Source organism: Bradyrhizobium yuanmingense (assembly GCF_900094575.1).
Classification (GTDB): Bacteria; Pseudomonadota; Alphaproteobacteria; order Rhizobiales; family Xanthobacteraceae; genus Bradyrhizobium; species Bradyrhizobium yuanmingense.
The window spans coordinates 770,528-797,416 of sequence record NZ_FMAE01000002.1; the positions used below are offsets into that span (position 1 = coordinate 770,528).

Consider the following 26,889-nt stretch of genomic DNA (forward strand, 5'->3'; position numbering starts at 1 on the left):
AAAGTGCATGTGAGTTCGAGATTCGGGCTGGACTAGCCCAGTTAGATGCACTATTGTGCATCTAACGCTCCAAATGCATAACCAAGCTTAAGGGTGGCTCATGGCCGGGGAAGATCGGCGCCTCGCAGGCGGCGCGACATTCATCGATTTCCAGACCGAACCGTCCCGCTACAAGCATTGGAAGCTCGCGGTCGACGGCGACGTCGCGACGTTGACCATGGACGTCGACGAGAATGGCGGCCTGTTCGAAGGCTACCAGCTCAAGCTCAATTCCTACGATCTCGGCGTCGACATTGAGCTCGCCGACGCGATCCAGCGCCTGCGCTTCGAGCATCCCGAGGTGAAGGTCGTGGTGCTGCGCTCGGCCAAGAACCGCGTGTTCTGCGCTGGCGCCAACATCCGCATGCTCGCGGGCTCGACCCATGCCCACAAGGTGAACTTTTGCAAGTTCACCAACGAGACCCGCAACGGCATGGAAGACTCCTCGGAGAATTCCGGCCAGCGCTTCATCACCGTCGTGAACGGCTCGGCCGCCGGCGGCGGCTATGAGCTCGCGCTCGCGACCGATCACATCATCCTCGCCGACGACGGCTCGTCCGCCGTGGCGCTGCCCGAAGTGCCGCTGCTCGCGGTGCTGCCGGGCACCGGCGGTCTCACGCGGGTGGTCGACAAGCGCAAGGTGCGGCGCGACCACGCCGATGTCTTCTGCACCATCGAGGAAGGCGTGAAGGGCAAGCGCGCCGTGCAATGGCGCCTCGTCGACGAGATCGCGCCGAACTCCAAGCTGGAAGCAAAGATCGCCGAGCGCGCCAAGGAATTCGCAGGCCAATCGAAGCGCAAGGGCAGCGGCAAGGGCATCGCGCTGACGCCGCTCCGGCGCCTGATCGACGAAAACAGCATCCGCTACGGCTTCGTCACCGTCGATATCGATCGCACAGCGCGCATCGCCACCATCTCGATCAAGGCGCCGGAGACCGCGCCGCCCGCCGACATCGACGGCATGATGGCGCAAGGCGCCTCGTTCTGGCCGCTGCAAGTGGCGCGCGAGCTCGACGACGCCATCCTTCACTTACGCATCAACGAGCTCGAGATCGCGATGCTCGTCTTCAAGAGCCACGGCGACCGTGCCCATGTGCTGGCCTGCGATGCGTTCCTCGAAGCCAACAAGGCGCATTGGCTGGTCAACGAGATCAGGCATTACTGGAAGCGCGTGCTCAAGCGCGTCGACGTCACTTCGCGCACGCTGGTGACGCTGGTCGAGCCCGGCTCCTGCTTTGCCGGCACGCTCGCCGAGCTCGTCTTCGCCGCCGACCGCTCCTACATGCTGATCGGCACCCGCCAGGGCGACAATCGTCCGCCGCCGTCGATCGAGCTGTCCGCCATGAATTTCGGCCCGTACCCGATGAGCCACGGCCTGACACGGCTGGAGTCGCGCTTCCAAGCCGACCCGTCCGATCTGGAGCGCGTGGAAGCAACGCTCGGCACCAGCCTCGACGCCGAGCAGGCCGAAGAGCTCGGCCTCGTCACCTTCGCGCTCGACGACATCGACTGGGACGATGAGGTCCGCGTGTTCCTCGAGGAGCGCGCCAGCTTCTCGCCCGACAGCCTCACCGGCATGGAAGCCAGCCTGCGCTTCGTTGGCCCGGAAACGATGGAATCGAAGATCTTCGCGCGCCTCACCGCCTGGCAGAACTGGATCTTCCAGCGCCCGAACGCCGTCGGCGAGGAAGGCGCGCTGCGCCGCTACGGCAGCGGCCAGAAACCGAAATTCGATATGACGCGAGTCTAGCGAGTAGGGAGCGGCGAATGGCGAATAGGGAATGCCCATTCGCTACTCGCCATTCGCCATTCGCCCCTTCAAACGAGCTAGTCCCACACGGGAGGTCCCCATGAACATGAACATCATGAACGTCGACTACTCGACCAAGATTCCGAACAACGTCAACCTCGCCGAAGACCGCCAGGTGCTCAAAGCGCTGGAGGGCTGGCATCCCGGTTACATGGACTGGTGGAGCGACATGGGGCCGGAAGGCTTCCAGGAATCGCTTGTCTATCTGCGCACCGCTTACTCGGTCGATCCGCGCGGCTGGGCCAAGTTCGACTATGTCCGCATGCCCGAATATCGCTGGGGCATTCTGCTTGCGCCGCAGGAAGAGAACCGCGTCGTGCCGTTCGGCGAGCATTATGGCGAGCCGGCCTGGCAGGAAGTGCCGGGCGAGCACCGCGCCATGCTGCGCCGCCTGATCGTGATCCAGGGCGACACCGAGCCGGCCTCGGTCGAGCAGCAGCGCCATCTCGGCAAGACCGCGCCCTCGCTCTACGACATGCGCAATCTGTTCCAGGTCAATGTCGAGGAAGGCCGTCACCTCTGGGCGATGGTCTATCTGCTCCAGAAATATTTCGGCCGCGACGGCCGTGAGGAGGCCGACGATCTCTTGCGCCGCCGCTCCGGCGATGCCGACGCGCCGCGCATGCTGGGCGCCTTCAACGAGGCGACGCCGGACTGGCTGTCCTTCTTCATGTTCACCTATTTCACCGACCGCGACGGCAAGATGCAGCTGCACTCGCTCGCGCAGTCCGGCTTCGATCCCCTGTCGCGCACCTGCCGCTTCATGCTGACGGAGGAAGCGCACCACATGTTCGTCGGCGAGACCGGCATCACCCGCGTCGTGCAGCGCACCTGCGATGCGATGAAGGCGGCCGGCATCACCGATCCCACCGACATCGCGAAGGTCCGCGCGCTCGGCGTGATCGATCTTCCGACCATCCAGAAGAAGCTGAACCTGCACTACACGCTGTCGCTCGACCTGTTCGGCTCGGAAGTCTCGACCAACGCGGCCAACGCGTTCAACGCCGGCATCAAGGGCCGCTACCACGAGACGCAGATCGACGACGATCACCAGCTCAAGAATTCGACCTATCCGGTGCTCAAGCTGATCAACGGCGAAGTCAAGCTGGTCGACGAGCCGGCGCTGACCGCGCTCAACATGCGCCTGCGCGACGATTACAGCCAGGATTGCGTCAAGGGCATGCTGCGCTGGAACAAGGTAATCTCGACCGCCGGCTACGACTTCAAGCTGACGCTGCCCAACGTCGCCTTCCACCGCCACATCGGCGAGTTCAAGGACGTGCACGCGACGCCCGACGGCATCCTGATCGACGATGCGACCTGGGCCAAGCGCAAGGACGAATGGCTGCCGTCGGCCAGCGACGGCGACTTCATCACCTCCCTGATGCAGCCCGTCACCGAGACCGGCAAGTTCGCCTCCTGGATCTCTCCGCCCAAGGTCGGCATCGACAACAAGCCGGGCGATTTCGAGTACGTGAAGATCGAGTCGTAGGGCGCTTGCGACGCACCACGACCGTTCCACACCCATAGCGTCATCGCCCGGCTTGACCGGGCGATCCAGTATTCCAGAGGCGGTGTGATAGACGCGAGGCGCCGCGGCGTACTCACACGCCAGCCTGCCCACCGCCTGCTTGCCCCAAGAACAAAGCTATTCGGGTAGTCCCGCCTTGATCATCGCTTCCAAGAGTTCCGCTCTAAGCTTGGGCGAATAGTGCGGGGCAGCCACAGTTGATCGTCGAGAGCCAGAAGATCGGCGGAGAATTTCTGCCATCAGCTTTTGAGCGTCGTCCAATCGTCCAGCGCCCACGTAGCAGAGGATGGCCTGAGCCATTCCTACATTAAACGCCGGGGGGAAGGCTCGAACGGCTTTGTCAGCCCACTCACCCGCTTCGGCATGTCTGCCGGCGTTGTGATGCGCTAGAGCAAGTCCCAGCATTGCGTTGTAGTTGAAAGGATCGCGCGGACTTAGGTGCAGAGCCAGCTCAAGGTCCGCAACGGCGGCATCGGATTCGCCTTGCCAACCTCGAATGAGGCCCCGCGCGTGAAGTGCGGGTCCATAGGTTGGATTGAAGTGGATGGCGCGCTCGACTAATTCAACCCCGCCATTGAGGTCGAGCGCGAACCAGAACAGGAGAAAGCCCACAACGGTTAAGGCCATTGCGTCGTCTGCCCCAAGCTCCTTTAAACGTTCGGCAATCTGCAAGACCTGAGCGTTGTCTTCGACAAAGTCTCCAGGCCAATTGTTGGCCCTTCGCCACGCTATGCAAGTTGCAACACCGCCATACGCAGGCGCAAAGCTGCGATCAAGAGCAATCGCTTGCTCGAAATGCCTCGAAGCAGCTTCATTATTCTGTGGAGTGGTTGGGAAACGAATATGAGGCAAACCGCGATAATACGCTGTCACCGCATCGATGTTACCGGTCCTTCTTCGACTGGCTCTGTCGATCTCGGCACGATCGACTTCTGGCGCGATGGCCCCGACCACGTGTAGCGCGACCTTGTCCTGTAAATCGAAAACGTTTCCCAAAGCGCCTTCAAACCGATCGGCCCAAAGGTGCGCGCCAGTTGCAACATCGATCAATTGTGCATTGATTCTTAGCTGCGACCCTTCCTTGCGCACACTGCCTTCGAGCACGTATCGCACGCCAAGCTCCTGGCCGACGCGCTTGATGTCGACAGCCTTACCTTTGTAGGTGAACGAGGAGTTGCGAGCGATGACAGAGAGCGTCCTGAAGCGCGAGAGAGCAGTAATGATATCGTCAACCAACCCATCGGCGAAGTATTCTTGTTCTGGACGGGCCGGCATGGACTGGAACGGCAACACGGCAATCGCGGGTTTGTCGGACGGCCCGGGAGCTGGTGTCGGGGGTTGAAGTGCGTCATTTGGGACCGCAGCATCATCCTGTCCGCCGATTTCCTGCACGCTGCCAATGAAGCGAAAGCCCTTCCTCTGTAGCGTCTTAATGAGGCGCTGCTGATCGCCGGCATCGTTGATTGCAGCGCGCGCTGCATTGAGGCGGGTCGCAAGCGCGGCATCCGAGATGGCGCGGCCGCCCCAAATGGCGGAAATCAGATCGTCCTTGCTAACCACGCGCTGGCGGTTGCGGATCAGGTAGAGAAGCACGTCGAAGGCCTGCGGCGTCACCGAAACCGCATCGATCCCCCTGCGTAGCTCCCGCTTGTCGGCGTCGAGCGCAAAATCTTCAAACAGATAGCGCATCAGCTCGTCCGTTCCTCCAGCAGCACGAGCGTAGCACAGCCTAGCAAGCGGGGAGTGTGCGAAATCAGCCGTCGATAATGAAAATGTAAGTGGTCAGTAAAGTGTTGAGGTCGCGCTTCGCGCATCCTTGCCAGGCGAAACCCTCGAGACCGGAGGTGATGGCGATGAACACAGCCTCAACAATGCTGCAGGATAGGCACGGCCCCATCGACTATGGCGAGGAGGGCACGGGCCCCACCATCGTGTTCGTTCCGGGATCGTGGGCGACCGCGTCAACCTGGCGGGGCGTGATCGAGGCGCTCGGCGGTCGTTTCCGGACGGTGACGACGAGCCTTCCGGGTTATGGCGGCACGAGGGACCGACGGACGGCTGCCGATACATCGATCGATCGGCAGGCGGAGATCATCGAAGCCGTGATCCGCCGGGCCGGCGGTCCCGTGCATCTCGTCGGACATTCCCTCGGCGCGCTCGCGTGTCTGGACGTCGCGCTGTGCGGGATGCTGCCGCTCATGAGCCTGACCCTGATAGAGCCGGTGGCTTTCGGCCTGCTGCGCCGGGAGAGCCAGCTTGCGCTGTATGAGCAGTTCACGGCGATGCGCGATGCATACTTCCAGGCGTTCGAAAACGGCGAGAGGGAAGCCGCGCTCCGGGCGATCGATTATCTCGGCGGTGAGGGCAGCTTCGATGCCCTGCCGTCCCGGATGCGACAATACATCGTTAGGACGACCGCGACCCAGGTTCTGGACATGCGTTCGACATTCGATCCACCATTATCGGCTTTCGCCAACATCCTGCTCCCAACCCGCCTCATCTGCGGTGAGCGTAGCCCGCAAGCGTTGCAGCGAAGCGCGGAAATCCTGACCCGTGCGTTGGCGAACGCGTCGCTATGCACGATAGCGGGCGCAACCCACTTTATGCCGGGCACGCACGCTGCGGAAGTAGCCCAGCGCATTGGTGACCATGTGTCTACGACCGAAGCGCTTGCTTGGGACAGCCTGTCCATCGCCTCTCCGTTCAGTTCACGATCGCTCGGCCATGCGGTCTAGATCACCAACTGCTTCCGCAGCGCCCTCGCCGGCTGCCTCGGTCATCGCAGGCGCGGAGCCAGCGCCCCGCGGCGCAATTTCCCGGGCGAACTGGTTGAGTGAAAGCAAGGTGGAACGCGCATGAGAGACTTGATTGGACAGACCGCATTCGTGACTGGCGCTGCCTCGGGCATCGGACTGGGGATCGCGACTGTGCTGTCGCGGGCGGGCGTGAGGGTCATGCTCTGCGATATCGAGGAGGAGGCGCTGAAAAAAGTGGTCGCGGACCTGAAGACACGAACCAAAGCCGATGTCGATGGCATGAAAGCGGACGTTTCGCTCAAGGGCGAACTTCAGACGGCAGCGGACGCGACCGTCGCGCGGTACGGCAGAATCCACATATTGGTCAACAATGCGGGCGTGGGTGGCGGCGGCACCTTTGGTGAGTGGACTGATTCAGGCTGGAACTGGGTCCTCGGCGTCAATCTGATGTCGGTGATCTGGGGCTTCGAGATATTCGGTCCGCTGATCGAAGCGCACGGCGAAGGAGGGCAGGTTGTTTCCACGGCGTCCGTCTCCGGACTGATTACGGGACCAAGTCCGGCATACGATGTAAGCAAATATGGAGTGGTGGCGCTCTCCGAGGGGATGCGTAACGTGCTCGCGCCGAGGAAGATTGGGGTCTCCGTTCTGTGTCCGGGCTTTATCCGCACGCAGATCATGAACTCTCGGCGCAACGTGCCGCACCGATTTGCCGGGGCTGTCGGCAACCCTCCGCCGACAGAAGGACCACGCGCGGAGATCATCAAGGCATTGCATGAACGGATCAACAACGGCGTTGATCCGCTCTACGTAGGCGAGCTGGTTCGCGAGGCCATCGAAAACGACTGGCCCTACATTTTCACCGATACTGAGCACGAACCATTCATCGAGCAGCGCTTCGCAGCGATCAAGCAAGGATTCGACCGGATACGCGGACGAACGCCGCGACGCTAGCTCTCGCATCCATAGATTTTGAGTACACGCGCCGCCTCGACGCGTGTTTTGCCCGACGTGTCAACTGCATGGCGGCTGCAAATGTTGTCTCCAGGCCGCTCGAAAGATCCCTTATCGATCAAGGGGCCCGCTACTGTGCATGGGGTTGTTTTCGACGTTTTGGTTTTGAGCCCCGATGCACGTGACGGGAGACCGCCGGATCAATCGCTATCCCACCCGCTGCCCTTGATCCCGGGGTTCGCATAGACGATGCCGCCGTCCACCGCGATGGTCGCGCCGACCACGTAATCGCCGGCGCGGGAGGCGAGGTAGATCGCAGCGCCCGCCATGTCCTCGTCGGTGCCGATGCGGCCCACGGGGACGCGCGTTGCGACCTCGTCGGCGTGGTCGCGCGCGGCGCGGTTCATGTCTGACTTGAACGGGCCCGGCGCGATTGCGGTGACCACGATGTGGTCCGGGATCAGCTTCACCGCCATGCGCCGCGTCAGATGAATCAGCCCGGCCTTGCTCGCGGCATAGGAATAGGTCTCGCCGGGATTGACGAAGATGCCGTCGATCGAGGCGATGTTGATCACCTTCGCCGGCCGTTCCGCGCTCGCTGACGTGCGCAGCGTCGGCGCCAACGCCTTGGTCAGGAAGAACGGCGCCTTGACGTTGAGGTTCATCACCTTGTCCCAGCCGTTCTCCGGAAATTCGTCGAACTCCGCGCCCCAGGCCGCGCCCGCATTGTTGACGAGGATGTCGAGCCGGGACTCGCGTTTCCCGAACTCGCTGGCCAGCAGCTCGGCGCCGGCAACGGTCGAGATGTCGATCGGCAGCGCGATGCATTCCCCGTCATATTGCGCGCTGAGCTCCTTCGCGGTGGCCTCGCACGGTCCGGCCTTGCGCGCGGTGATGTAGACCTTTGCCGCGCCGGCGCTGAGAAATCCCGCCGCGATCATCTTTCCGATGCCGCGCGAGCCGCCGGTTACCAGCGCGATGCGGCCTTTGAGCGAGAACAGATCGTTGAACATGCGTCCCTCCCTTGGTTGCCGCCGGTTGTGGGCGGAGCGGGGAGGGGTGTCAAGGAAGGCACGCTTGTCCTCGACCAGTGCAGATTGAGGCCTACGCCGCCGCGATGCGGCGGAAGCCGTTCCACATCGCGGTCGCGGCACCCGAGGTCAGCACCGGCAGGATCCGCGCGTCCTGATAATTGCCATTGAGCGAGACGCGGGGCAGCGCGGTCATGTGGCCGGCGTTCTCCGCGAACAGCATGCCGGGCCGCGTCGTCACCGCGGTCTTGAAACCGGCGGATGCGGCAAGGGCGAATTCGCGCGCGCCCGCGGCGTCGCGGTCGCCATAGGGATAGGCGAGGTGCAGCACGGGGCGCTCCAGCACCTGCTCGATCCGCGCGCGGCTTGCGGCCATCTCCTGCGCGGCGATGTCTTCCGTCTGCTTGGCGAGATTGCAATGGCTGATGCTGTGCGCGCCGATCGTGACCAGCGGATCGGCGGCAAAGGACTTGAGCTCGGCCCAGGACAGGCAGAGGCCGCGGCACTGCGCTTCCATGTCGACGCCGTGAGTCCTGCACAGCGCCCCGATCTCGCGCGCAAGATCGTGCTCGCCCGGCAGCGCGCGCAGCCAGTCGTGCAGGCGGTCGAATGCCGCCTGCTTCGCCGCGACACTGGTCGCATCGAGCCGCAGGGCGGAATTGCCGATCTGAATGTCGATCTGCTCGGCCTTGGCGATCACGGCCTCCAGCGCCGTCCACCACAATCGCCCGGTGCCGTCGGCAAAATCGCTCGTGACATAGACTGCCAGCGGCGCGTCAAATTCGCGCAGCACCGGCAGCGCGTAATCCAGATTGTCGCGGTAACCGTCGTCGAGGGTGAAGGCGGCGAAGCGACGGTCGAACCGGCCCTGCACCAGCCGCTCATGCAGCTCGTCCATGCTGACGATGTCGATGTCGCGCGAGCGCAAATGGCACAGCGTGGCGCGCAGGAAGTCGGGGGTGACCTCGAGATGCCGGTTCGGCTGGAACGCAGCCTCGCGCGCCGGCCGCACGTGGTGCAGCATGAAAATGGCGCCGACGCCCGACAAAAGCGGGCGCAACAGGTGGTGCGCCCCGCTGAGATAGAGTGCTCCCAGCCCGGCGCGGATGACGTTGTTACGCAGTTGTTTCATGACCGGGTGGGGGACTTTGGCATTCCGGCCTCAACTTACGGAAGAACCCTTGAAGAAAAAGTTATTCCGATTGTCCCACCCGGGCCTTGGGACCAGGGCCATTTCCGGTTTGACAGCCTGCCAAGGGTTTGTTTTGTCTCCGTTTCCAGAGGTCGGGTCGTCGAATGCAGAAGCTTTTCTCGTGGGCCAGCAAATGGTGGCCGGGGTTGATCCCCCTTGCCGTCATGTGGGGATTTGCGGCCTGGAATAATACCTTACCGGTCGAGGCTGATCTGTCGGCCCGCAGCTCGGCTGCGCTCAAGGACACCGTTCTGGACAAGACCCGGATCGCGGTCGACGGCCGCGACGTCAGCCTGGCCGCGGACGCCTTCTCCGAGGAGGGGCGCCGCGACGCAGTGATGGCGGTCGAAACCGTGCCCGGCGTGCGGCTGGTCGACGACCGGACCCGCCTCGTTCCCGAGGCCAAGCCCTTCGTGTGGAATGCCGAGCGCGACGTGGTGCGGGTGACGCTGTCGGGCTCCGCGCCGCTGCCATCGATGAGGGCCCGGCTGACCGAGGCGGCCCGCAAGGAAGTCGGCGGCGTCGAGGTCGCCGACCAGATGGGGCTGGCGCGCGGGGCGCCGCCTCGGTTCGAAGCCGCCGCGATGCTGCTGCTGGATCAGATCGGCAAGCTGAAGGACGGCAAGATCACGATCACCGACACCAAGGTCAATCTGTCGGGCATGGCGCGCGAGCTCGGCGGCCGTGAGGCGATCGCGGCTGCGCTGAAGAACCTGCCCGAGGGTTTTTCGATTGCGGCCAACGAGATCAAGGCGCCGCCCTACATCTTCCAGGCCTACAAGGATCCGGTGGCTGCGACGGTGACGCTGACCGGCTATGTTCCGGACAACAACGTCCACGCCGCGATCGGCACCAGCGCCTCGCGAAAGTTCTTCACCGAAAAGGTCGTCGACAATCTCAAGGCCAGTATCGGCGCCCCCGGCTCCTTCAGCACGGCTGTTATCGCCGCGCTCGGCGCGCTGTCGCGGCTGTCGACCGGCACGCTGGTCGTCTCCGACCGCGAGGTGAAGCTCTCGGGCGATGCGCTCTACGAGGGCGCCGCCAACGAGATGCGCGCAGGCCTCGGCAAGGACTTCCCGAAGAACTGGCAGTACAAGCCGGAGATCACGGTGAAGCCCGCCGCAGGCCCGGTCGACGGCACCGTGTGCCAGCAATTGTTCTCGGAGCTTCTGACCAAGGGCAAGATCCGCTTCGCGAACAGGCGCGCGGACATCGATCCTGACTCGGCCGGCATTCTCGATCGCCTCATCGAGACTGCGCTGCGCTGCCCCACCACCAATATCGAGGTCGTCGGACATACCGACGCCGATGGCGAGGATGCCTTCAACCAGGCCCTTTCGGAAAAGCGCGCGCAGGCGGTGATCGACTATCTGGTCAAGGCGGGCCTTCCTGCCAGCCGCTTCACCGCGGTCGGCCATGGCAGCACGCAGCCCGTCGCCGGCAACGACACCGATGAAGGCAAGGCGCAGAACCGCCGCATCGAATTTCTGGTGAGGTGACGATGCCTTATCTCGTCTCGTTCCATCTGGGCTGGCTGATCGGCTCGCTGCTGCTGGGCTTCTGCATGGGCTGGATCTCGGTGGTCCAGCGCGGCAACGGCACCTCGAAGGTGATTGCGCGGTGGCTCGCAGTGCTTGCCGCCGCCCTGGTCGCGGCCTCTCTCACCCATGTGGTCCCCGGTCGCTTCGGCTACTGGCTCGACCTCGGCCTGATCATGTTCGCCTGCTATCTCGTCGGCGGCACGATCGGAGCGTGGCTGCGCGATCGGGTGGTCTCGCGTACCGCGCCGCCAGCCGCTGTGTGATGTTGCTATGCACCCTCACGCGCGGGACGGGGTGTGCTCCGCCGCGGCCTTTCGGCGCATTGGAAAACCGGGACCTGGCCGCTCCAGTCACCCCTCTTTCAACAGGCAGGCCGGCTCCATAGATTGACGTTGGCTTAAGGCGTGACGGAACATTGTGCGGCCGAAATCATCAAAACTTCATGGCCCCTGCGCAGGATCGCCTGGAGATTCGCGCCAAGCCTTGCCGACGAAAGCGCCAAACCCTGCACTGGGAGCTGCAACCCTGCCTAAAATACTGAAGGCACGTGTTTTTGTTCGAATTGGCGAATTCCACTTCGGCCGAAAACGCGCTAGTGGAGGTGCAGGGGGCATGCGCGATTCCGGCGCCGGCGGCGAGGGTTCGTTGAATGCCTGCGCGTCCGCCTGTCCGCCGGCCACCCTGGCCGCTGAAGCGTTGTTCGAGGTCTAGATGCTGGAAGCCATACGCAGGGCGACGACGTTTCTGCGCCAGAAGCAAGTCCTGCATAAGCTTGGAGTCGTGATCAGCATCGCGGTCATCGGCATCGCTTGCTACGTGCTCTACCACATGCTGCGCGGCATTGATTTCAACGAGGTCCTCGAAGCGATCAAGAGCACTGAGCCGAGCCAGATTGCGATGGCGGCGCTATTCGTCACTGCGGGCTATTTCACGCTGACCTTCTACGACCTCTTCGCCACGCGCGCGATCGGCCATGCCCATGTGCCCTATCGCATCAACGCGCTCGCGGCCTTCACCAGCTATTCGATCGGCCACAATGTCGGCGCCTCCGTCTTCACCGGCGGGGCGGTGCGCTACCGCATCTATTCGGCCTATGGGCTCAACGCGATCGACGTCGCAAAAATCTGCTTTCTCGCCGGCCTGACCTTCTGGCTGGGCAATGCCGCGGTGCTCGGCCTCGGCATCGCCTACCATCCGGAGGCGGCAGCCTCGATCGACCAGCTGCCGGTCTGGCTGAACCGGACACTGGCGCTGATGATCATCGTGGCGCTGATCGGTTACGTGATCTGGGTCTGGAGCCAGCCGCGGGTGGTCGGCCGCGGCCCTTGGACGGTGGTGCTGCCGGGCGGCCCGCTGACGCTGCTCCAGATCGCGATCGGCATCGTCGATCTCGGTTTCTGCGCGCTGGCGATGTATGTGCTGGTCCCCGACGAGCCCAATCTCGGCTTCGTGATGGTCGCGGTGATCTTCGTCTCGGCGACCCTGCTCGGCTTCGCCAGCCATTCACCCGGAGGCTTGGGGGTGTTCGATGCCGCCATGCTGGTCGGGCTCTGGCAGATGGACCGCGAGGAGCTGCTGGGCGGCATGCTCCTGTTCCGCGTCCTCTATTATCTGTCTCCGTTCGTCTTATCTGTAATCTTGCTGACGTTTCGAGAGGTTATAATCGGCGCCCGATCGAAGCGCTTGCAACAGGCGGCGCTCAAGCTGGACCCCGGCCCGGCGCCTGAAGCCGCCTATGTGAGAGAGCGCAGCGACAGCGGCGCCTGACCGGTGTCAGGTCCTTAAGGACAGTCCCCAGGAGAAGTCCGCCCCGATGGCGATCGACGCCCCCTCTTCTCCCTCCGCCCAGCCCTGGTCCGATCGGCTGCGGCACTCGACCATCATCCTGATCGCCGCGGCGCTGGCGCTGTCCGTCGTGGTCTCGCTCGGCGAATTGTCGGCGCTGCACGCTGCAATCGTGTTCCTCTGCATCGCGGCGGCTGCCTTGATCCCGTGGCGGCTGCACGATCCCGCCACCTCCCGCGACGACGTCAGACGCATCAACCCGGTCGAGAGCGCGGCGGTGGCCGCGGTGGTCGCCGGCATGCCGGATCCGGCGGTGCTGCTCGACCGGGCCGGCCGCGTCATCCACCTCAACGCCGCCGCCGCCCAGCTCGCGCCGGCGCTGCGCAAGAACGAGCTCGCCCAGTTCGCGCTGCGCTCGCCGGAGATCATCACCGCGCTGCGCGAGGCCATCGCGACCACCGAGCCGCGGCGCGCGACCTATCTCGATCATGTTCCGGTTGATCGCTGGATGGAGCTGATCATCACGCCGGTACCGGTGCCGACCAGCTTCGGCGGCGCCGACAAATGCATGCTGATGACCTTCCACGACCAGACGCCGCTGCGCCGGGTCGAGGAGATGCGCGCCGACTTCGTCGCCAATGCCAGCCACGAGCTGCGCACGCCGCTGGCGGCGCTGTCGGGCTTCATCGATACGCTCCAGGGCCAGGCCAAGGACGATCCCAAGGCGCGCGAGCGCTTTCTCGGCATCATGCACAACCAGGCCACGCGCATGGCGCGCCTGATCGACGATCTCTTGTCGCTGTCGCGGGTCGAGCTGTCGGCCCATGTCCGGCCCGACACCCTGGTCGATCTCGTCCCGATCATCCGTCAGGTCGCCGACGGGCTCGAGCCGCTGGCGCGCGAGCGTCAGGTCGAGGTGGACATCCACCTGCCGGAGCCGCCGGTGATGATCGCGGGGGACCGCGAGGAGCTGCTCCGCCTGTTCGAGAACCTGATCGAGAACGCGCTCAAATACGGCGCCTCCGGCGGGCGCGTCATCGTGTCGCTGACCTCGAGCGCCGCCGCTGACGGAACTCAGGAAATCCGGGTCATGGTCCGCGATTTCGGCCCGGGCATCGCGCCGGAGCACCTGCCGCGGCTGACCGAGCGCTTCTATCGGGTCGACGTCGGCGACAGCCGCTCGCAAGGCGGCACCGGGCTCGGGTTATCGTTGGTGAAACATATCCTTAACCGTCATCGCGGCCGCCTTTTGATCGAAAGCGTGCCCAGGCAGGGCGCCACCTTCACCGCCTGTTTTCCCCAGATCAAGACTCCGGTTTGATTGGAAACGCAAGCCATTTCAATTGCTTGGTGTCGTCATCCAACTGTCACGAAACCTTCGTAAAAGCACAGCCGACCGCCCCTAAAGCGGCGGCGCGGGGAGCGCGATCGGGCGCGGATGGCGCTTCGCTCCCCTGTATGGAGACCAGCATGAATTTCCTCAAAACCATGGTCGCTGCCGGCTTGGTCGCCGCATCGACGACGGTAGCCTTTGCGGCCGACATCACCGGTGCCGGCGCGACGTTCCCGTTCCCGATCTATTCGAAGTGGGCTGACGCCTACAAAAAGGAGACCGGCAACGGTCTGAACTACCAGTCGATCGGCTCGGGTGGCGGCATCAAGCAGATCCAGGCCAAGACCGTGACCTTCGGCGCCACCGACGCGCCGCTCAAGGCCGAGCAGCTCGAGAAGGACGGCCTCGTCCAGTGGCCGATGGTGATGGGTGCCATCGTCCCCGTCGTCAACATCGAGGGCGTGAAGCCGGGCGAGCTGGTGTTCGACGGCGAGACCCTGGCCAACATCTATCTCGGCAAGATCACCAAGTGGGACGATGCCGCGATCAAGAAGCTCAATCCCAACGCGAAGCTGCCGTCAGAAGCCATCACCGTGGTCCGTCGTTCGGACGGCTCGGGCACCACCTTCAACTTCACCAACTATCTCTCCAAGGCCAGCGCGGACTGGAAGAGCAAGGTCGGCGAGGGCACCGCGGTCGAGTGGCCGGTCGGCGTCGGCGCCAAGGGCAACGAGGGTGTGTCGGGCAACATCAGCCAGACCAAGAACTCGATCGGCTATGTCGAATACGCCTATGCCAAGCAGAACAAGCTCACCCACACCGGTCTCGTCAACAAGGCCGGCAAGCCGGTGCAGCCGACCGTCGAGGCCTTCCAGGCGGCCGCCTCCAACGCCGATTGGTCCAAGGCTCCCGGCTATTACGTCATCCTGACCGAGCAGCCCGGCGAGAAGTCCTGGCCGATCACGGCGGCGACCTTCATCCTGATGCACAAGTCCGCCACCGACAAGGCGGCCGCGCAGGAAGCGATCAAGTTCTTCCGCTGGGCCTTCAAGAACGGCGGCAAGATGGCCGAGGAGCTCGACTACATTCCGATGCCGGACAGCGTCGTCCAGCAGATCGAGAAGACCTGGGCTGCCGAGATCAAGAGCTAAGGCGCTATATGTGTCCCGGACACGGTTCCGGGACGCTGCAAGATCTCCGCTCCGGATCGGCCTCCTGCCGCATCCGGAGCGCGCCACCAACAACAAGCGTACATAAAACGGGTATAGGGGATCGGCGTGGCTGAGATGGCTGTTGAGAGCAATGTGATTGATGCTGCCGGTCCATATGATCGCGCCAAGGCCTTGAGCGCGTTCAAGCTCGGCGACGTCACCTTCTACTGGATCACGCGGTTGTCCGCGATCTCGGTGCTGCTGATCCTCGGCGGCATCATCATCTCGCTGATCGTCGGCGCCTTACCGGCGATCCAGGAGTTCGGCATCTCCTTCCTGTGGACGCAGCGCTGGGCGCCCTCGGCCGATCCGCCGGTGCTCGGCGCGCTCGGGCCGATCTACGGCACGCTCGTCACCTCCTTCATCGCGATGCTGATCGCCATTCCCGTCGGTCTCGGCATTGCGATCTTCCTCACCGAGCTCTGCCCGCAATGGCTGCGCCGCCCGATCGGCATGGCGGTCGAGCTGCTCGCCGGCATCCCCTCGATCATCTACGGCATGTGGGGCTTCTTCGTGCTCGGCCCGTTCCTGGCCAACACCTTCCAGCCTTTCATGATCAGGGTGTTCGACGGCGTCCCCGTGCTGGGCGCGATCTTCGCAGGGCCCCCGTCCTATCTCAGCCTGTTCAACGCCGCGCTGATCCTCGCCATCATGGTGCTGCCCTTCATCACCTCGATTTCGGTCGACGTGTTCAAGACGGTGCCGCCGGTGCTGAAGGAAGCCGCCTACGGCGTCGGCTGCACCACCTGGGAGGTCGTCCGCAGCGTGGTGATCCCCTACACCCGCGTCGGCATCATCGGCGGCGTCATGCTGGCGCTGGGCCGGGCGCTCGGCGAGACCATGGCGGTGACCTTCATCATCGGCAACTCGTTCCGGATCTCCTCGTCGATCTTCGCGCCGGGCACGACGATTTCGGCGGCGATCGCCTCCGAATTTGCCGAGAGCGACGGCCTGCACCAGTCCGGCCTGATCCTGCTCGGCCTCCTGCTGTTCGTGCTGACGTTCTTCGTGCTCGCTGCCGCCCGTTTGATGCTGCTGCGCCTCGAAACCAAGGCCGGGAAGTGAAGCCATGAACCCGATCTATTCGCGCCGCCGCCGCTGGGACATCGTCATTCGCGGCCTCTGCATCGCAGCCGCCGCCTTCGGCGTCACCTGGCTCGCGCTGATCCTGGTCACGCTGCTCTACAACGGCTTGGCCGGGCTCAACCTCCAGGTCTTCACAGCTGACACGCCGCCGCCCGGATCGACCGAGGGCGGCCTGCGCAACGCCATCGTCGGCTCGTTGATCATGACCGTGATCGGCGTCGGCATCGGCGCGCCGCTCGGCCTGTTCGCCGGCACCTATCTCGCCGAGTACGGCCGCAACGACAAGCTGACCTCGGTGATCCGCTTCATCAACGACATTCTCCTGTCGGCACCCTCGATCATCATCGGCCTCTTCATCTATGGCGCGGTGGTGGTGCCGATGCGCGGCTTCTCGGCGATTGCGGGCGCGCTGGCGCTTGCCGTCATCGTGATCCCGGTCGTCGTGCGCACCACCGAAGACATGCTACTGCTGGTGCCGAATCCGTTGCGCGAAGCTGCCAGCGCGCTCGGCCTGCCGCGCTCGCTGGTGATCAAGCGCATCGCCTATCGTGCCGCGCGCTCCGGCCTCATCACCGGCGTGCTGCTGGCGACCGCCCGCGTCGCCGGCGAGACCGCGCCGCTGTTGTTCACGGCACTGTCGAACCAGTTCTTCAGCCTCGGCCTGAACAAGACGATGGCGAACCTGCCTGTCACCATCAACAACTTCGTGCAGAGCCCCTACGAGTATTGGAAGCAACTCGCCTGGAGCGGCGCGCTGTTGATCACCCTGACCGTGCTTGCCCTTAACATTGGCGCGCGCATCCTTGGCGCCGAGAGGACTGCAAAATGAGTGAAATGTCTGTTTCCGTCAGCGCACCGTCCGTTCATCCCGGCTCGCAGCCCCTGCCCGAGGCGCCCGCCAAGGTCACGGCGCGCAACCTCAACTTCTACTACGGCGACCACCACGCGCTGAAGAACATCAACCTGGCGCTCGGCACCAACCGCGTCACGGCGTTCATCGGCCCGTCCGGCTGCGGCAAGTCCACCCTGCTGCGCATCTTCAACCGGATGTACGACCTCTATCCGGGCCAGCGCGCCGACGGTCAGCTGTTGCTCGACCATACCAACATCCTCGACCCCAAGCTCGACCTCAACCTGCTCCGCGCCCGGGTCGGCATGGTGTTCCAGAAGCCGACGCCGTTCCCGATGACGATCTACGAGAACATCGCCTTCGGCATTCGTCTCTATGAGAAGATCTCCAAGTCCGAGATGGACGACCGCGTCGAGAAGGCGCTGCGCGGTGGCGCGCTGTGGAACGAGGTCAAGGACAAGCTCAATGCCTCCGGCCTGTCGCTCTCCGGCGGCCAGCAGCAGCGCCTCTGCATCGCCCGCACCGTCGCGGTGCGGCCCGAGGTGATCCTGTTTGACGAGCCCTGCTCGGCGCTCGACCCGATCTCGACCGCCAAGGTCGAGGAGCTGATCCAGGAATTGTCCGAGAACTACACGATCGCGATCGTCACCCACAACATGCAGCAGGCGGCGCGCGTTTCCGACAAGACCGCCTTCATGTATCTCGGCGAGTTGATCGAGTTCGACGACACCAGCAAGATCTTCACGTCGCCGAGCGATCGGCGCACGCAGGATTACATCACCGGCCGGTTCGGCTGAGGAGACGGAACATGGGTTCTGAACATACCGTAAAGGCTTTCGACAGCGACCTTCAGGAGCTCACCCGCCTGGTCGCCGAGATGGGCGGCATCGCCGAGCGCATGATCGTCGATTCCGTCGACGCGCTGATCCGCCGCGACGTCGCGCTCGGCCAGCGCGTCGTCGCCACCGACGTCGAGCTCGACGCGCTGCAGAAGCGCATCGAGGAGCGCGCCGTGCTCACCATCGCCCGCCGCCAGCCGATGGCCGTCGACCTGCGCGAGATCGTCGGCGCGATGCGCGTTGCGACCGATCTCGAGCGCATCGGCGATCTCGCCAAGAACATGGGCAAGCGCGTCGCGGCGCTGGAGACGGATTTCCATCCGCTCAAGCTGTTCCGCGGCCTGGAGCACATGACCGACCTCGTGCAGCAGCAGGTCAAGTCGGTGCTGGACGCCTATGCCGCGCACGACCTGCCGGCGGCGATGGCGGTGTGGAAGGGCGACGAGGAAGTCGACGCCATCTGCACCTCGCTGTTCCGCGAGCTCCTCACCTACATGATGGAAGATCCGCGCAACATCTCGTTCTGCATCCACCTGATGTTCTGTGCCAAGAACATCGAGCGGATCGGCGACCACGCCACCAACATCGCCGAGACCGTGTTCTACATGATCGAGGGCCAGGCGATCACCGACAAGCGGCCGAAGGGCGACATGACGACCTTCGCCACGACGGTGCCGAACACCTGACGACTTAAGGAGCTACGACCACATGGGCGCACGCATTATGGTGGTTGAGGACGAGGAAGCTCTCACCGAGCTTCTTCGCTACAACCTCGAAGGCGACGGCTATGACGTCGAGACGGTGATGCGCGGCGATGACGCCGACACCCGCCTCAAGGAGCACATTCCCGATCTGATCGTGCTCGACTGGATGCTGCCGGGCCTGTCAGGCATCGAGCTGTGCCGGCGGCTTCGGACCCGCCCCGAGACCAAGCAGCTGCCGATCATCATGCTCACCGCGCGCGGCGAGGAGAGCGAACGGGTGCGCGGGCTCGCGACCGGCGCGGATGATTATATCGTCAAGCCGTTCTCGGTGCCGGAACTGCTTGCGCGCGTGAAGGGCCTGCTCAGGCGTGCGAGTCCCGAGCGCCTCGCCACCGTGCTCGCCTATGGCGATATCGAGCTCGACCGCGACAAGCGCCGCGTGGCGCGCTCGGGCCGGCCGATCGATCTCGGTCCGACCGAATATCGCCTGCTGGAGTTCTTCCTGGAGCATCCCGGCCGCGTGTTCTCGCGCGAGCAGCTGCTCGACAGCGTCTGGGGCCGCGACATCTACATCGACGAGCGCACCGTCGACGTCCATATCGGCCGCCTGCGCAAGCTGCTCAACCTTGGCCGCGAGCAGGACCCGATCCGCACCGTCCGCGGCGCCGGCTACGCGCTGGACGATCGCTTCGCGAAGGCTGAGCAGACGTAAGGCGCCAGCGACAGCTGGTTTGGCGAACTGCGGCGCCGATCTCGGCCGTCATCCCGGGGCGCGCGCAGCGTGAGCCCGGGATCTCAGCGCGAGCGCTTGCGCTATTCGCGATTAGCCACAGGACGTGGTTTGGCGAAGACTCGGAGTGACCATCTCGCGCAACGATTGCGCCCCGCGGTTACGGATCCCGCATTCGCGGGGATGACACCGAGCGATTGGGAGCCGTCATCGTGTGGCGGCTGCAGTCTTGGCGATCAAGCTTGGCGATCAAAGCTTGGCGATCAGGGAATTCCGCAAGCTCACCGCGTGCCCGGTTTCGGTGCTGCGCGACGGCGATCCGCTGCGGGCTGATAGGCCACGCGCGAATGCTGGGCACAATAGGGCAGGCCGGAGAGCGCCTTGCCGCCGCAGAAGAAGAAATCCGGGCTCGAGGGATCGCCGACCGGCCAGTGGCAGGTCGCCTCGTTCAATTCCAGCAGCGACAGCCGCTGGCTCATCGGCACCACGTTGTCGTAGGTAACCGGCTCGGCTTCCAACTCGACCTCGAAGGCCTGCGCCAACGCGGTGTTGCCGCGCGCGACGGGGCGGGTCACCCGCATCATATGCTGCGCGGGCCGTGCCTTGCGCGGCCGCGGCGCTGCCGATGAAGGGCTCTTGGCGCGGCCGGACAGGCCGAGCCGGTGCACCTTGCCGATCACGGCATTGCGGGTCACATTGCCGAGCTCCGCCGCGATCTGGCTGGCCGAAAGTCCGGCCTCCCAGAGCTTCTTCAGCTGCTCGACGCGATCATCGGACCAGGTCAAAACCGTCATTGCACCCTTTCCCTCGCTGCGGGCCTGCCATCCTGGGGCCTTCGCAGCGAATGCTTTAGCCTTGAAAAACCCGTGCCGTCAGAATCCCTTAAGGCTCGCCGGGCGCGCTCAAGACGCCCGAACGTTTACGCCGGTACATGAGGACTTCTGGGATCAGAACTGCTGCACGAGATGTCGTATCTGACAGTCCAAACGCTACAATATGGCGTGACTCCCGCGCAAGAGTCCGCCGACTCGCTTCCACATGTTCCGTGGTGAAAAACCCGCAAAATCGGCACCGCAAGACTACGGAATCAGCGTTTCGCGAGGCTTTCCGGGCGGCATTGACACCCGTCTTGCCAGGCATAAGATAGTGCCACGTGCCGCCCTTAAAAGGCGGCACGTTTCGTTTTCCGGGGCCGGTCGATGGTGCGTCGCGCAATGCATGCCTCACACCGTCCGCAACATTCAAGTGACGTCATGACTAACAGCGCAGCGCCGCATTTGCTCCCCGTTTTCGCCAGGGCCGACCTCGGTTTCGAGCGCGGCGAAGGCTGCTGGCTGATCGCGACCAACGGCGATCGCTATCTCGATTTCACCTCGGGTGTCGCGGTGAATGCGCTCGGCCATGTCCATCCCGCGCTGGTCAAGGCGTTGCAGGAGCAGGCGACCAAGCTCTGGCACATGTCGAACCTGTTCCAGAGCCCTGACGGCGAGAAGCTCGCAAGCCGCCTCTGCAATGAGAGCTTTGCGGACTTCGTGTTCTTCTGCAATTCCGGCGCCGAGGCGCTGGAAGGCGTGATCAAGCTGGTGCGCCACCATCACTTCTCCAAGGGGCATCCGGAGCGTTACCGCATGATCACCTTCGAGGGTGCCTTCCATGGCCGCACGCTGGCGACGCTCGCCGCCACCGGCTCTGCGAAATATCTCGAGGGCTTCGGTCCGCCGATGGACGGCTTCGATCAGGTGCCGCACGGCGATCTCGACGCCGTGAAGAAGGCGATCGGTCCGCACACCGCCGGCATTCTCATCGAGCCGATCCAGGGCGAGGGTGGCGTTCGTTCTGCACCTCACGCCTTCCTGAGGGCGCTGCGCGAACTCTGTAACGAGCGCGGCCTGTTGCTCGCCTTCGACGAGGTGCAGACCGGCATGGGCCGCACCGGCGAGCTCTTTGCCTACAAGCGCACCGGCGTCACACCGGATGTGATGTCGCTCGCCAAGGCGCTCGGCGGCGGCTTTCCGATCGGCGCGGTGCTGGCGACCGCGGACGCGGCGGCCGGCATGGGGCCCGGCTCGCACGGCTCGACCTTCGGCGGCAATCCGCTCGCGATCTCGGCTGCCAATGCCATGCTCGACGTCATGCTCAAGCCCGGCTTCTTCGACCACGTGCAGAAGATGTCGCTGCTGCTCAAGCAGAAGCTCGCCTCCGTGATCGATCGTCATCCCGAAATCGTCAGCGAGGTGCGCGGCGAGGGCCTGCTGATCGGTATCAAGGCGGTGGTGCCCTCGGGCGATCTCGTCGCGGCGCTGCGCGCCGAAAAGCTGCTCACCGTCGGGGCCGGCGACAATGTCGTGCGCTTCCTGCCGCCCCTGATCGTCACGGAAGCGGAGATCGAGGACAGCGTCGGCCGGTTAGAGCGCGCCTGCGCTGCGATCTCCTCCAGCCAGACCAAGCGGGCGGCAAGCTGATGAGCACGACGCCCAACAAAGCCCCCAAGCACTTCCTGGACATCAACGAGCTGCCGCTCTCGGAGCTCAAGAGCATGCTCGCCGCCTCTTCGGCGATGAAGGCGAAGCAGAAGGCGCAGCAGCCGGTCAGGCCGCTCGAAGGCAAGACGCTGGCGATGATCTTCGAGCGTCCCTCGACCCGCACCCGCGTCTCGTTCGACGTCGGCATGCGCCAGCTCGGCGGCGAGGCGATCATGCTCACCGGCGCCGAGATGCAGCTCGGCCGCGGCGAGACCATCGCCGACACCGCGCGGGTTCTGTCGCGCTATGTCGACGCCATCATGATCCGCATCCTCAACCATGATGCGCTGCTGGAGCTTGCGGCCAACGCCACCGTGCCCGTCATCAACGGCCTGACGCGGCGTTCGCATCCCTGCCAGGTGATGGCCGACCTCATGACCTATGAGGAACATCGCGGCCCGATCGAGGGCAAGACGGTGGCCTGGACCGGCGACGACAACAACGTGCTGGCGTCCTGGGCCCATGCCGCCGAGCGCTTCAAATTCCAGCTCAATGTCGCAACGCCGCCGGAGCTCGCACCGAAAAAGGCCATGCGCGACTGGATCAAGGCGACGGGCGCGCCGATCGTGCTCGGCACCGATCCGGAAGCCGCCGTGCGCGGCGCCGATTGCGTCGTCACCGACACCTGGGTGTCGATGGGCGACAAGGAGGGCGAGCACCGCCACAACGTGCTCAAGCCCTACCAGGTCAATGCCAAGCTGATGTCGCTGGCGAAGCGAGATGCGCTGTTCATGCATTGCCTGCCGGCCCATCGCGGCGAGGAGGTCACCGACGAGGTGATCGACGGGCCGCAATCGGTCGTGTTCGATGAGGCCGAAAACCGCCTGCACGCGCAGAAGGGCATCTTGGCCTGGTGCTTCGACGCGGTGAAGTAGGCCCGCCAGAGGCCCCGCTGCGGCCTCACACGCAATTGTCGTCCCGGACAAGCGCGCCAAAAGCGCGCGCAGATCCGGGACCCATAACCACAGGAAGTCGTTTGGCGAAGACTCGGAGTTGCCATCTCGCTCGATGACGTGGTCCTGTGGTTATGGGTCCCGGGCTCGCGCGTTGCGCGCCCCGGGACGACACCGAGCTTGCTGTAGCGTTGTGCACCCTCATCGCATCCGGAACGCGCCCCTTCCATTTCCGCCCTCCGACCCCAGATAAAGCGCCATGGTTTCCCAATCTCCTGACATGAACACCGGGCCTGAAGGCCCGGTTCGCGCGCCATCATCGGTTCCGATCGATGACGCCGTGCTGCCTTACGAGGTCGACGCGCTTGACGTGCGCGGGCGCCTGGTGCGGCTTGGCCCCGCGCTCGACGACATTCTCACCAAGCACGATTATCCCGCAGCCGTGGGCAAGCTGCTCGGCGAGGCCATCGTGCTGACGACGCTGCTCGGCTCGACGCTGAAATTCGAGGGCCGCTTCATTCTTCAGGCCCAGACCGACGGTCCGGTGTCGTTCCTGGTGGTCGACTACAAGGCCCCGGACCGCCTGCGCGCCTATGCGCGCTTTGACGCCTCGCGCCTGGGCACGGCCAAGGATTCCGGCACGCTGCTCGGCCGCGGCCATCTCGCCATGACCATCGACCAGGGCCCCGACATGAGCCGTTACCAGGGCCTGGTTGCGCTCGACGGCGGCAGCCTGGAAGACGCCGCCCACGAATATTTCCTGCGCTCCGAGCAGATCCCGACGCGCGTGCGCCTCGCGGTCGGCGAGGAGTGGCGCTCGAGCGACGGCGGCAAGCATCGCTGGCGCGCCGGCGGCATGCTGATGCAATTTCTGCCGAAGGCGCCGGAGCGCGCGCGGCAGGCGGACTTGCATCCCGGCGATGCGCCCGACGGCACCGAGGTGCACAGCGTCGCGGAAGACGATGCCTGGGTCGAGGCACGCTCGCTGATCGAGACGGTCGAAGACGTCGAGCTGATCGATCCCGAGCTCTCCGGCGAGCGGTTGCTCTACCGCCTCTTCCAGGAGCGCGGCGTGCGTGTGTTCAATCCGCAGGTGCTCGAGGCGCGGTGCTCCTGCTCGCGCGATGCGGTCGCCGCGATGCTCAAGAGCTTCTCGCACGACGACCGCGCCGCCATGGTCAAGGACGACAAGGTCGTCGTCACCTGCGAATTCTGTTCGTCGGTGTACCAGTTCACGCCGCACGAGGCGGGCGTCGAGGACGCCTGAGCCTACCCGCGTCGCTGCACTCGCAATGTCGAGTGGAGCAGTGCCACACGCGCGGTGTCATCGCCCGACTTGATCCGGCGATCCAGTACTCCGAGACGATGCTGATCGAAACGAGAGGCCGCGGCGTACTGGATGCCCCGGTCAAGCCGGGGCATGACAGTTGTGAGTGTTACGGCGAACTCGCCTCTCTAATTCAACACCCGCTTGTTGTCGGGGCTGTCCAGCGAAAACGTCGGCACGTCGATCTCGAAACGCTCGCCGGTTTCGCTGACCATCTGGTAGCGGCCGGTCATGAAGCCCGAGGCGGTCGAGAGCGGCACGCCGGAGGTGTATTCGAAGCGTTCGCCGGGGGCGAGGATCGGCTGCTCGCCGACCACGCCTTCGCCCTTCACCTCCTGCTGGCGGCCGGAGGCATCGGTGATGATCCAGTGCCGTGTCTTGAGCTGCACGGTCTCCTCGCCCGAATTCGTGATGACGATGGTGTAGGACCAGAAGTAGCGCGAGCGGTCGGCCGACGATTGCTCCGGAACAAAGTTCGGCTCGACGGTCACTTCGATCTGGCGGGTCACGGCGCGGTACATGGCTGTCATCATACCGAATCCGCCTCGGGAACCAAACCCCGCCGGCGGCTTTGGCGACATCGTCCCGCCAGAATTGGAGGAAAAGCACACCACCGAGGGAGACACCCTTATGTGATCCGCGCGCTTTGCGAGACGACACCCGGACCATTACACTGCTTCGACGTCGCGATTTGCGGAACGGTTTCCAGGCCCCGATGACCATTGCCGACCAAGTGACGGGATCGACCATCGCAGGAACCGCGGGCGCCAAGCCTGCGGGGACCAAGGCGCGCGCCGCGGCACCGGCCATCACGCTGCCCGCCATCGGCGAGCGCGAGCTCCGGCTCGATCTGTTCCGCGGGCTCGCGCTGTGGCTGATCTTCATCGACCATCTGCCGCCCAGTCTGCTGACCTGGTTCACGATCCGCAATTACGGCCTCAGCGACGCCACCGAGATCTTCATCTTCATCTCCGGCTACACCGCGGCCTTCGTCTATGGCCGGGCCATGCTGGAGAGCGGCGTTCTCATCGCCACCGCGCGCATCCTGCGCCGGGTCTGGCAGATCTACGTCGCCCACGTCTTCCTGTTCACGATCTTTCTCGCCGAGATCTCCTATGTGGCGACCAGGTTCGAGAACCCGCTCTACACCGAAGAGATGGGCATCATGGACTTCCTCAAGCAGCCCGACGTCACCATCGTGCAAGCGCTGCTGCTGCGCTTCCGTCCCGTCAACATGGACGTGCTGCCGCTCTACATCGTGCTGATGCTGGCGCTGCCTCTGATCCTGTGGTCGATGAAATGGCGGCCGGACGTCACGCTCGGGCTGTCGGTCCTGCTCTACGCGGTGACCTGGGAGTACGACCTTTACCTGTCGGCCTATCCGAACGGCTTCTGGGCCTTCAATCCTTTCGCCTGGCAATTGCTGTTCGTGTTCGGTGCCTGGTGCGCGCTCGGAGGTGCGCGTCGCATGTCGGGCATCCTGGCCTCGCCCGTGACGATGTGGATCTCGATCGCCTATCTCATCGCGGCGTTCTACGTGACCTTGACCTGGTACGTGCCCCAGCTCTCCCAGTTCATGCCGAAGCAGATCGAACAATGGATGTATCCGATCGACAAGACCGACCTCGACGTGCTGCGCTTCGCGCACTTCCTGGCGCTGGCGGCGCTGACCGTACGCTTCCTGCCCCGCGACTGGCCGGGCTTGAAATCGCGCTGGCTGCGACCATTGATTCTATGTGGTCAGCATTCGCTCGAGATCTTCTGCCTCGGCGTCTTCCTGGCCTTTGCCGGCCATTTCGTCCTCGCCGAAATCTCCGGCGGGCCGGTCATGCATGCGTTGATTAGCCTCTCCGGAATCCTGATCATGTGGGGGGTGGCCTGGGTCATTTCGTGGTACAAGCGTGTGGCTGACAAGAGCGGTGCGAAAACCAAAAACGCCGTCGGCAACGCCGATCTGGCGGGAGGGGGCTGATGAAGGCGAAGGTTCTCCTGAGCCTGGTCCTGCTATGCGGTAACCTCGCCGCGCCCACGGCGCGCGCGGGCGATGCCGCGTCTGCCGCATCCCCTATGCCTGCGGCCTGCGAACTGCCGTCCTATCTGCTGACCAGCGAAAGCCAGCTGCCCAAGGTCGCCGAGGCGATCAAGGCCGGCAAACCGCTCGACATCCTGGTGATCGGCAGCCGCTCGACCACGATTCCGTCGTCGGAGAGCAGCTCCTATCCGGCGCGCATGGAGGCGATCCTCAAGGAGAAACTGCCGCCCTCCGAGCCGGTGCACGTCTCCGTAGAAATACAGAGCAAGAAAACGGCAGAGGAGACCGCGTCCACCTTCGTTAAGCTGATGGAAGCAAAAACGCCTACTTTGGTCATCTGGCAGACCGGGACCGTGGATGCTATCCGATCCATCGATCCCGACGAATTTCGTAGCGCGGTGACCGACGGGGTTGTTGCGTTGCAAAAGGCAGGGGCGGACGTCGTCTTGATGAATTTGCAATATAGCCCGCGCACCGAGACCATGATCTCGGCGCAGCCTTTTCTCGATAATATGCGCGTCGTGGCACAGGAGCACGACATCCCGCTGTTCGATCGTTTCGCGATCATGCGGCAGTGGAATGAACAGGGTCAGTTCGACCTGTTCAACCCGTCCCGCGGGCCTGAGCTGGCGAAGCAGGTCCATGATTGCCTTGGCCGGGCGTTGGCACAGTTCGTGATTGACGCTGCTCATCTGGAGCCGGCCCAGCAGCAAAATTGAGGTC

24 protein-coding genes are annotated in these 26,889 nt (G+C 64.2%); 19 read left to right on the forward strand and 5 right to left on the reverse strand.

Features of this window, described 5'->3' with window-relative positions; genetic code table 11:
• Positions 1–100 precede the first annotated feature (100 nt).
• Both boxC and boxB read left to right on the forward strand, forming a co-directional pair.
• Positions 101–1,789 carry a 2,3-epoxybenzoyl-CoA dihydrolase gene (gene boxC, locus GA0061099_RS08675; RefSeq protein WP_036020396.1) on the forward strand — a complete coding sequence of 563 codons (1,689 nt, stop codon included), beginning with the start codon at positions 101–103 and terminating at the stop codon, positions 1,787–1,789.
• A gap of 100 nt (positions 1,790–1,889) precedes the next feature.
• A complete protein-coding gene (gene boxB, locus GA0061099_RS08680) occupies positions 1,890–3,341 on the forward strand; it encodes a benzoyl-CoA 2,3-epoxidase subunit BoxB (protein WP_036020399.1) in 1,452 nt (483 codons plus the stop codon).
• Positions 3,342–3,497: 156 nt separating this feature from the next.
• Here boxB and GA0061099_RS08685 read toward each other — a convergent pair whose 3' ends face one another.
• A complete protein-coding gene (locus GA0061099_RS08685) occupies positions 3,498–5,069 on the reverse strand; it encodes a winged helix-turn-helix domain-containing protein (protein WP_074447645.1) in 1,572 nt (523 codons plus the stop codon).
• Positions 5,070–5,233: 164 nt separating this feature from the next.
• On the opposite strand from GA0061099_RS08685, the gene GA0061099_RS08690 reads away from it, so the two are divergent.
• Positions 5,234–6,115: an alpha/beta fold hydrolase gene (locus tag GA0061099_RS08690; RefSeq protein ID WP_244429298.1), complete on the forward strand. Its 882-nt coding sequence runs from the start codon at positions 5,234–5,236 to the stop codon at positions 6,113–6,115.
• A gap of 120 nt (positions 6,116–6,235) precedes the next feature.
• Positions 6,236–7,090 carry an SDR family NAD(P)-dependent oxidoreductase gene (locus GA0061099_RS08695; protein ID WP_036020403.1) on the forward strand — a complete coding sequence of 285 codons (855 nt, stop codon included), beginning with the start codon at positions 6,236–6,238 and terminating at the stop codon, positions 7,088–7,090.
• A gap of 200 nt (positions 7,091–7,290) precedes the next feature.
• On the opposite strand, the gene GA0061099_RS08700 is transcribed toward GA0061099_RS08695, so the two are convergent.
• Both GA0061099_RS08700 and GA0061099_RS08705 read right to left on the reverse strand, forming a co-directional pair.
• Entirely contained in the window at positions 7,291–8,103 is an 813-nt protein-coding gene (locus tag GA0061099_RS08700; protein ID WP_036001696.1) for an SDR family oxidoreductase, read from the reverse strand.
• 91 nt (positions 8,104–8,194) lie between these two features.
• Complete coding sequence (locus GA0061099_RS08705) at positions 8,195–9,253, reverse strand: polysaccharide deacetylase family protein (RefSeq protein ID WP_036020404.1); 1,059 nt, start codon at positions 9,251–9,253, stop codon at positions 8,195–8,197.
• A 164-nt stretch (positions 9,254–9,417) separates the two neighbouring features.
• Between GA0061099_RS08705 and GA0061099_RS08710 the strand changes: the two genes are divergently transcribed.
• The 10 genes from GA0061099_RS08710 to phoB all read left to right on the forward strand — a co-directional run bounded on the left by GA0061099_RS08710 (position 9,418) and on the right by phoB (position 19,374).
• On the forward strand, positions 9,418–10,812 hold the full coding sequence (locus GA0061099_RS08710) for an OmpA family protein (RefSeq protein ID WP_036020406.1): 1,395 nt from the start codon (positions 9,418–9,420) through the stop codon (positions 10,810–10,812).
• A 2-nt stretch (positions 10,813–10,814) separates the two neighbouring features.
• A complete protein-coding gene (locus tag GA0061099_RS08715) occupies positions 10,815–11,117 on the forward strand; it encodes a hypothetical protein (RefSeq protein WP_036001688.1) in 303 nt (100 codons plus the stop codon).
• A gap of 448 nt (positions 11,118–11,565) precedes the next feature.
• Positions 11,566–12,621, forward strand: a complete 1,056-nt coding sequence (locus GA0061099_RS08720) for a lysylphosphatidylglycerol synthase domain-containing protein (protein ID WP_036001683.1) — start codon at positions 11,566–11,568, stop codon at positions 12,619–12,621.
• Positions 12,622–12,667: 46 nt separating this feature from the next.
• Positions 12,668–13,960, forward strand: a complete 1,293-nt coding sequence (locus GA0061099_RS08725; RefSeq protein ID WP_036020408.1) for an ATP-binding protein — start codon at positions 12,668–12,670, stop codon at positions 13,958–13,960.
• Positions 13,961–14,109: 149 nt separating this feature from the next.
• Positions 14,110–15,123 (forward strand): phosphate ABC transporter substrate-binding protein PstS, encoded by a 1,014-nt coding sequence (gene pstS / locus GA0061099_RS08730; protein ID WP_036001732.1) that lies wholly within the window; start codon positions 14,110–14,112, stop codon positions 15,121–15,123.
• Between the two features lie 135 nt (positions 15,124–15,258).
• Positions 15,259–16,248, forward strand: a complete 990-nt coding sequence (gene pstC, locus GA0061099_RS08735) for a phosphate ABC transporter permease subunit PstC (RefSeq protein WP_036020411.1) — start codon at positions 15,259–15,261, stop codon at positions 16,246–16,248.
• 4 nt (positions 16,249–16,252) lie between these two features.
• Positions 16,253–17,098, forward strand: coding sequence for a phosphate ABC transporter permease PstA (gene pstA / locus GA0061099_RS08740; protein WP_036001676.1), 846 nt, complete (start codon positions 16,253–16,255; stop codon positions 17,096–17,098).
• The gene (gene pstB, locus GA0061099_RS08745) at positions 17,095–17,916 is read left to right on the forward strand and encodes a phosphate ABC transporter ATP-binding protein PstB (RefSeq protein WP_036020413.1); all 822 of its coding nucleotides are present in this window, start codon (positions 17,095–17,097) and stop codon (positions 17,914–17,916) included. The genes pstA and pstB overlap by 4 nt, the downstream gene beginning before the upstream one ends.
• An 11-nt stretch (positions 17,917–17,927) precedes the next feature.
• Positions 17,928–18,644, forward strand: a complete 717-nt coding sequence (gene phoU / locus GA0061099_RS08750) for a phosphate signaling complex protein PhoU (protein ID WP_036001670.1) — start codon at positions 17,928–17,930, stop codon at positions 18,642–18,644.
• 22 nt (positions 18,645–18,666) lie between these two features.
• Positions 18,667–19,374: a phosphate regulon transcriptional regulator PhoB gene (phoB, locus tag GA0061099_RS08755; RefSeq protein ID WP_008143479.1), complete on the forward strand. Its 708-nt coding sequence runs from the start codon at positions 18,667–18,669 to the stop codon at positions 19,372–19,374.
• Positions 19,375–19,673: 299 nt separating this feature from the next.
• Here phoB and GA0061099_RS08760 read toward each other — a convergent pair whose 3' ends face one another.
• Positions 19,674–20,186, reverse strand: coding sequence for a GcrA family cell cycle regulator (locus GA0061099_RS08760; protein ID WP_036001664.1), 513 nt, complete (start codon positions 20,184–20,186; stop codon positions 19,674–19,676).
• 459 nt (positions 20,187–20,645) lie between these two features.
• On the opposite strand from GA0061099_RS08760, the gene GA0061099_RS08765 reads away from it, so the two are divergent.
• From GA0061099_RS08765 to GA0061099_RS08775, 3 genes are all read left to right on the forward strand, one after another.
• Positions 20,646–21,854: an aspartate aminotransferase family protein gene (locus GA0061099_RS08765; protein WP_036020415.1), complete on the forward strand. Its 1,209-nt coding sequence runs from the start codon at positions 20,646–20,648 to the stop codon at positions 21,852–21,854.
• Positions 21,854–22,789, forward strand: coding sequence for an ornithine carbamoyltransferase (gene argF / locus GA0061099_RS08770; protein WP_036001658.1), 936 nt, complete (start codon positions 21,854–21,856; stop codon positions 22,787–22,789). Before GA0061099_RS08765 ends, argF begins: the two co-directional genes overlap by 1 nt.
• A 277-nt stretch (positions 22,790–23,066) precedes the next feature.
• Positions 23,067–24,074: an Hsp33 family molecular chaperone gene (locus tag GA0061099_RS08775; RefSeq protein ID WP_036020418.1), complete on the forward strand. Its 1,008-nt coding sequence runs from the start codon at positions 23,067–23,069 to the stop codon at positions 24,072–24,074.
• A 188-nt stretch (positions 24,075–24,262) separates the two neighbouring features.
• Here GA0061099_RS08775 and apaG read toward each other — a convergent pair whose 3' ends face one another.
• The gene (apaG, locus tag GA0061099_RS08780) at positions 24,263–24,655 is read right to left on the reverse strand and encodes a Co2+/Mg2+ efflux protein ApaG (protein WP_024337101.1); all 393 of its coding nucleotides are present in this window, start codon (positions 24,653–24,655) and stop codon (positions 24,263–24,265) included.
• 194 nt (positions 24,656–24,849) lie between these two features.
• Here apaG and GA0061099_RS08785 point away from each other — a divergent pair, with 194 nt between their 5' ends.
• Both GA0061099_RS08785 and GA0061099_RS08790 read left to right on the forward strand, forming a co-directional pair.
• The gene (locus GA0061099_RS08785) at positions 24,850–26,106 is read left to right on the forward strand and encodes an OpgC domain-containing protein (RefSeq protein WP_036020420.1); all 1,257 of its coding nucleotides are present in this window, start codon (positions 24,850–24,852) and stop codon (positions 26,104–26,106) included.
• Positions 26,106–26,885 carry an SGNH/GDSL hydrolase family protein gene (locus GA0061099_RS08790; protein WP_036020422.1) on the forward strand — a complete coding sequence of 260 codons (780 nt, stop codon included), beginning with the start codon at positions 26,106–26,108 and terminating at the stop codon, positions 26,883–26,885. The genes GA0061099_RS08785 and GA0061099_RS08790 overlap by 1 nt, the downstream gene beginning before the upstream one ends.
• Positions 26,886–26,889: the final 4 nt, after the last annotated feature.

What these genes read in the sequence shown, in the direction of transcription:
- pstB (WP_036020413.1), top strand. Translation starts at nt 17,095, where the DNA reads ATGAGTGAAATGTCTGTTTCCGTCAGCGCACCGTCCGTTCATCCCGGC.
- GA0061099_RS08720 (WP_036001683.1), top strand. Translation starts at nt 11,566, where the DNA reads ATGCTGGAAGCCATACGCAGGGCGACGACGTTTCTGCGCCAGAAGCAA.
- GA0061099_RS08760 (WP_036001664.1), bottom strand. Translation starts at nt 20,186, where the DNA reads ATGACGGTTTTGACCTGGTCCGATGATCGCGTCGAGCAGCTGAAGAAG.
- phoU (WP_036001670.1), top strand. Translation starts at nt 17,928, where the DNA reads ATGGGTTCTGAACATACCGTAAAGGCTTTCGACAGCGACCTTCAGGAG.
- GA0061099_RS08765 (WP_036020415.1), top strand. Translation starts at nt 20,646, where the DNA reads ATGACTAACAGCGCAGCGCCGCATTTGCTCCCCGTTTTCGCCAGGGCC.
- boxB (WP_036020399.1), top strand. Translation starts at nt 1,890, where the DNA reads ATGAACATGAACATCATGAACGTCGACTACTCGACCAAGATTCCGAAC.
- GA0061099_RS08785 (WP_036020420.1), top strand. Translation starts at nt 24,850, where the DNA reads ATGACCATTGCCGACCAAGTGACGGGATCGACCATCGCAGGAACCGCG.
- GA0061099_RS08700 (WP_036001696.1), bottom strand. Translation starts at nt 8,103, where the DNA reads ATGTTCAACGATCTGTTCTCGCTCAAAGGCCGCATCGCGCTGGTAACC.
- argF (WP_036001658.1), top strand. Translation starts at nt 21,854, where the DNA reads ATGAGCACGACGCCCAACAAAGCCCCCAAGCACTTCCTGGACATCAAC.
- apaG (WP_024337101.1), bottom strand. Translation starts at nt 24,655, where the DNA reads ATGTACCGCGCCGTGACCCGCCAGATCGAAGTGACCGTCGAGCCGAAC.
- GA0061099_RS08715 (WP_036001688.1), top strand. Translation starts at nt 10,815, where the DNA reads ATGCCTTATCTCGTCTCGTTCCATCTGGGCTGGCTGATCGGCTCGCTG.
- GA0061099_RS08690 (WP_244429298.1), top strand. Translation starts at nt 5,234, where the DNA reads ATGAACACAGCCTCAACAATGCTGCAGGATAGGCACGGCCCCATCGAC.
- GA0061099_RS08685 (WP_074447645.1), bottom strand. Translation starts at nt 5,069, where the DNA reads ATGCGCTATCTGTTTGAAGATTTTGCGCTCGACGCCGACAAGCGGGAG.
- pstA (WP_036001676.1), top strand. Translation starts at nt 16,253, where the DNA reads ATGAACCCGATCTATTCGCGCCGCCGCCGCTGGGACATCGTCATTCGC.
- GA0061099_RS08710 (WP_036020406.1), top strand. Translation starts at nt 9,418, where the DNA reads ATGCAGAAGCTTTTCTCGTGGGCCAGCAAATGGTGGCCGGGGTTGATC.
- GA0061099_RS08775 (WP_036020418.1), top strand. Translation starts at nt 23,067, where the DNA reads ATGGTTTCCCAATCTCCTGACATGAACACCGGGCCTGAAGGCCCGGTT.
- boxC (WP_036020396.1), top strand. Translation starts at nt 101, where the DNA reads ATGGCCGGGGAAGATCGGCGCCTCGCAGGCGGCGCGACATTCATCGAT.
- pstC (WP_036020411.1), top strand. Translation starts at nt 15,259, where the DNA reads ATGGCTGTTGAGAGCAATGTGATTGATGCTGCCGGTCCATATGATCGC.
- pstS (WP_036001732.1), top strand. Translation starts at nt 14,110, where the DNA reads ATGAATTTCCTCAAAACCATGGTCGCTGCCGGCTTGGTCGCCGCATCG.
- GA0061099_RS08725 (WP_036020408.1), top strand. Translation starts at nt 12,668, where the DNA reads ATGGCGATCGACGCCCCCTCTTCTCCCTCCGCCCAGCCCTGGTCCGAT.
- phoB (WP_008143479.1), top strand. Translation starts at nt 18,667, where the DNA reads ATGGGCGCACGCATTATGGTGGTTGAGGACGAGGAAGCTCTCACCGAG.
- GA0061099_RS08695 (WP_036020403.1), top strand. Translation starts at nt 6,236, where the DNA reads ATGAGAGACTTGATTGGACAGACCGCATTCGTGACTGGCGCTGCCTCG.
- GA0061099_RS08790 (WP_036020422.1), top strand. Translation starts at nt 26,106, where the DNA reads ATGAAGGCGAAGGTTCTCCTGAGCCTGGTCCTGCTATGCGGTAACCTC.
- GA0061099_RS08705 (WP_036020404.1), bottom strand. Translation starts at nt 9,253, where the DNA reads ATGAAACAACTGCGTAACAACGTCATCCGCGCCGGGCTGGGAGCACTC.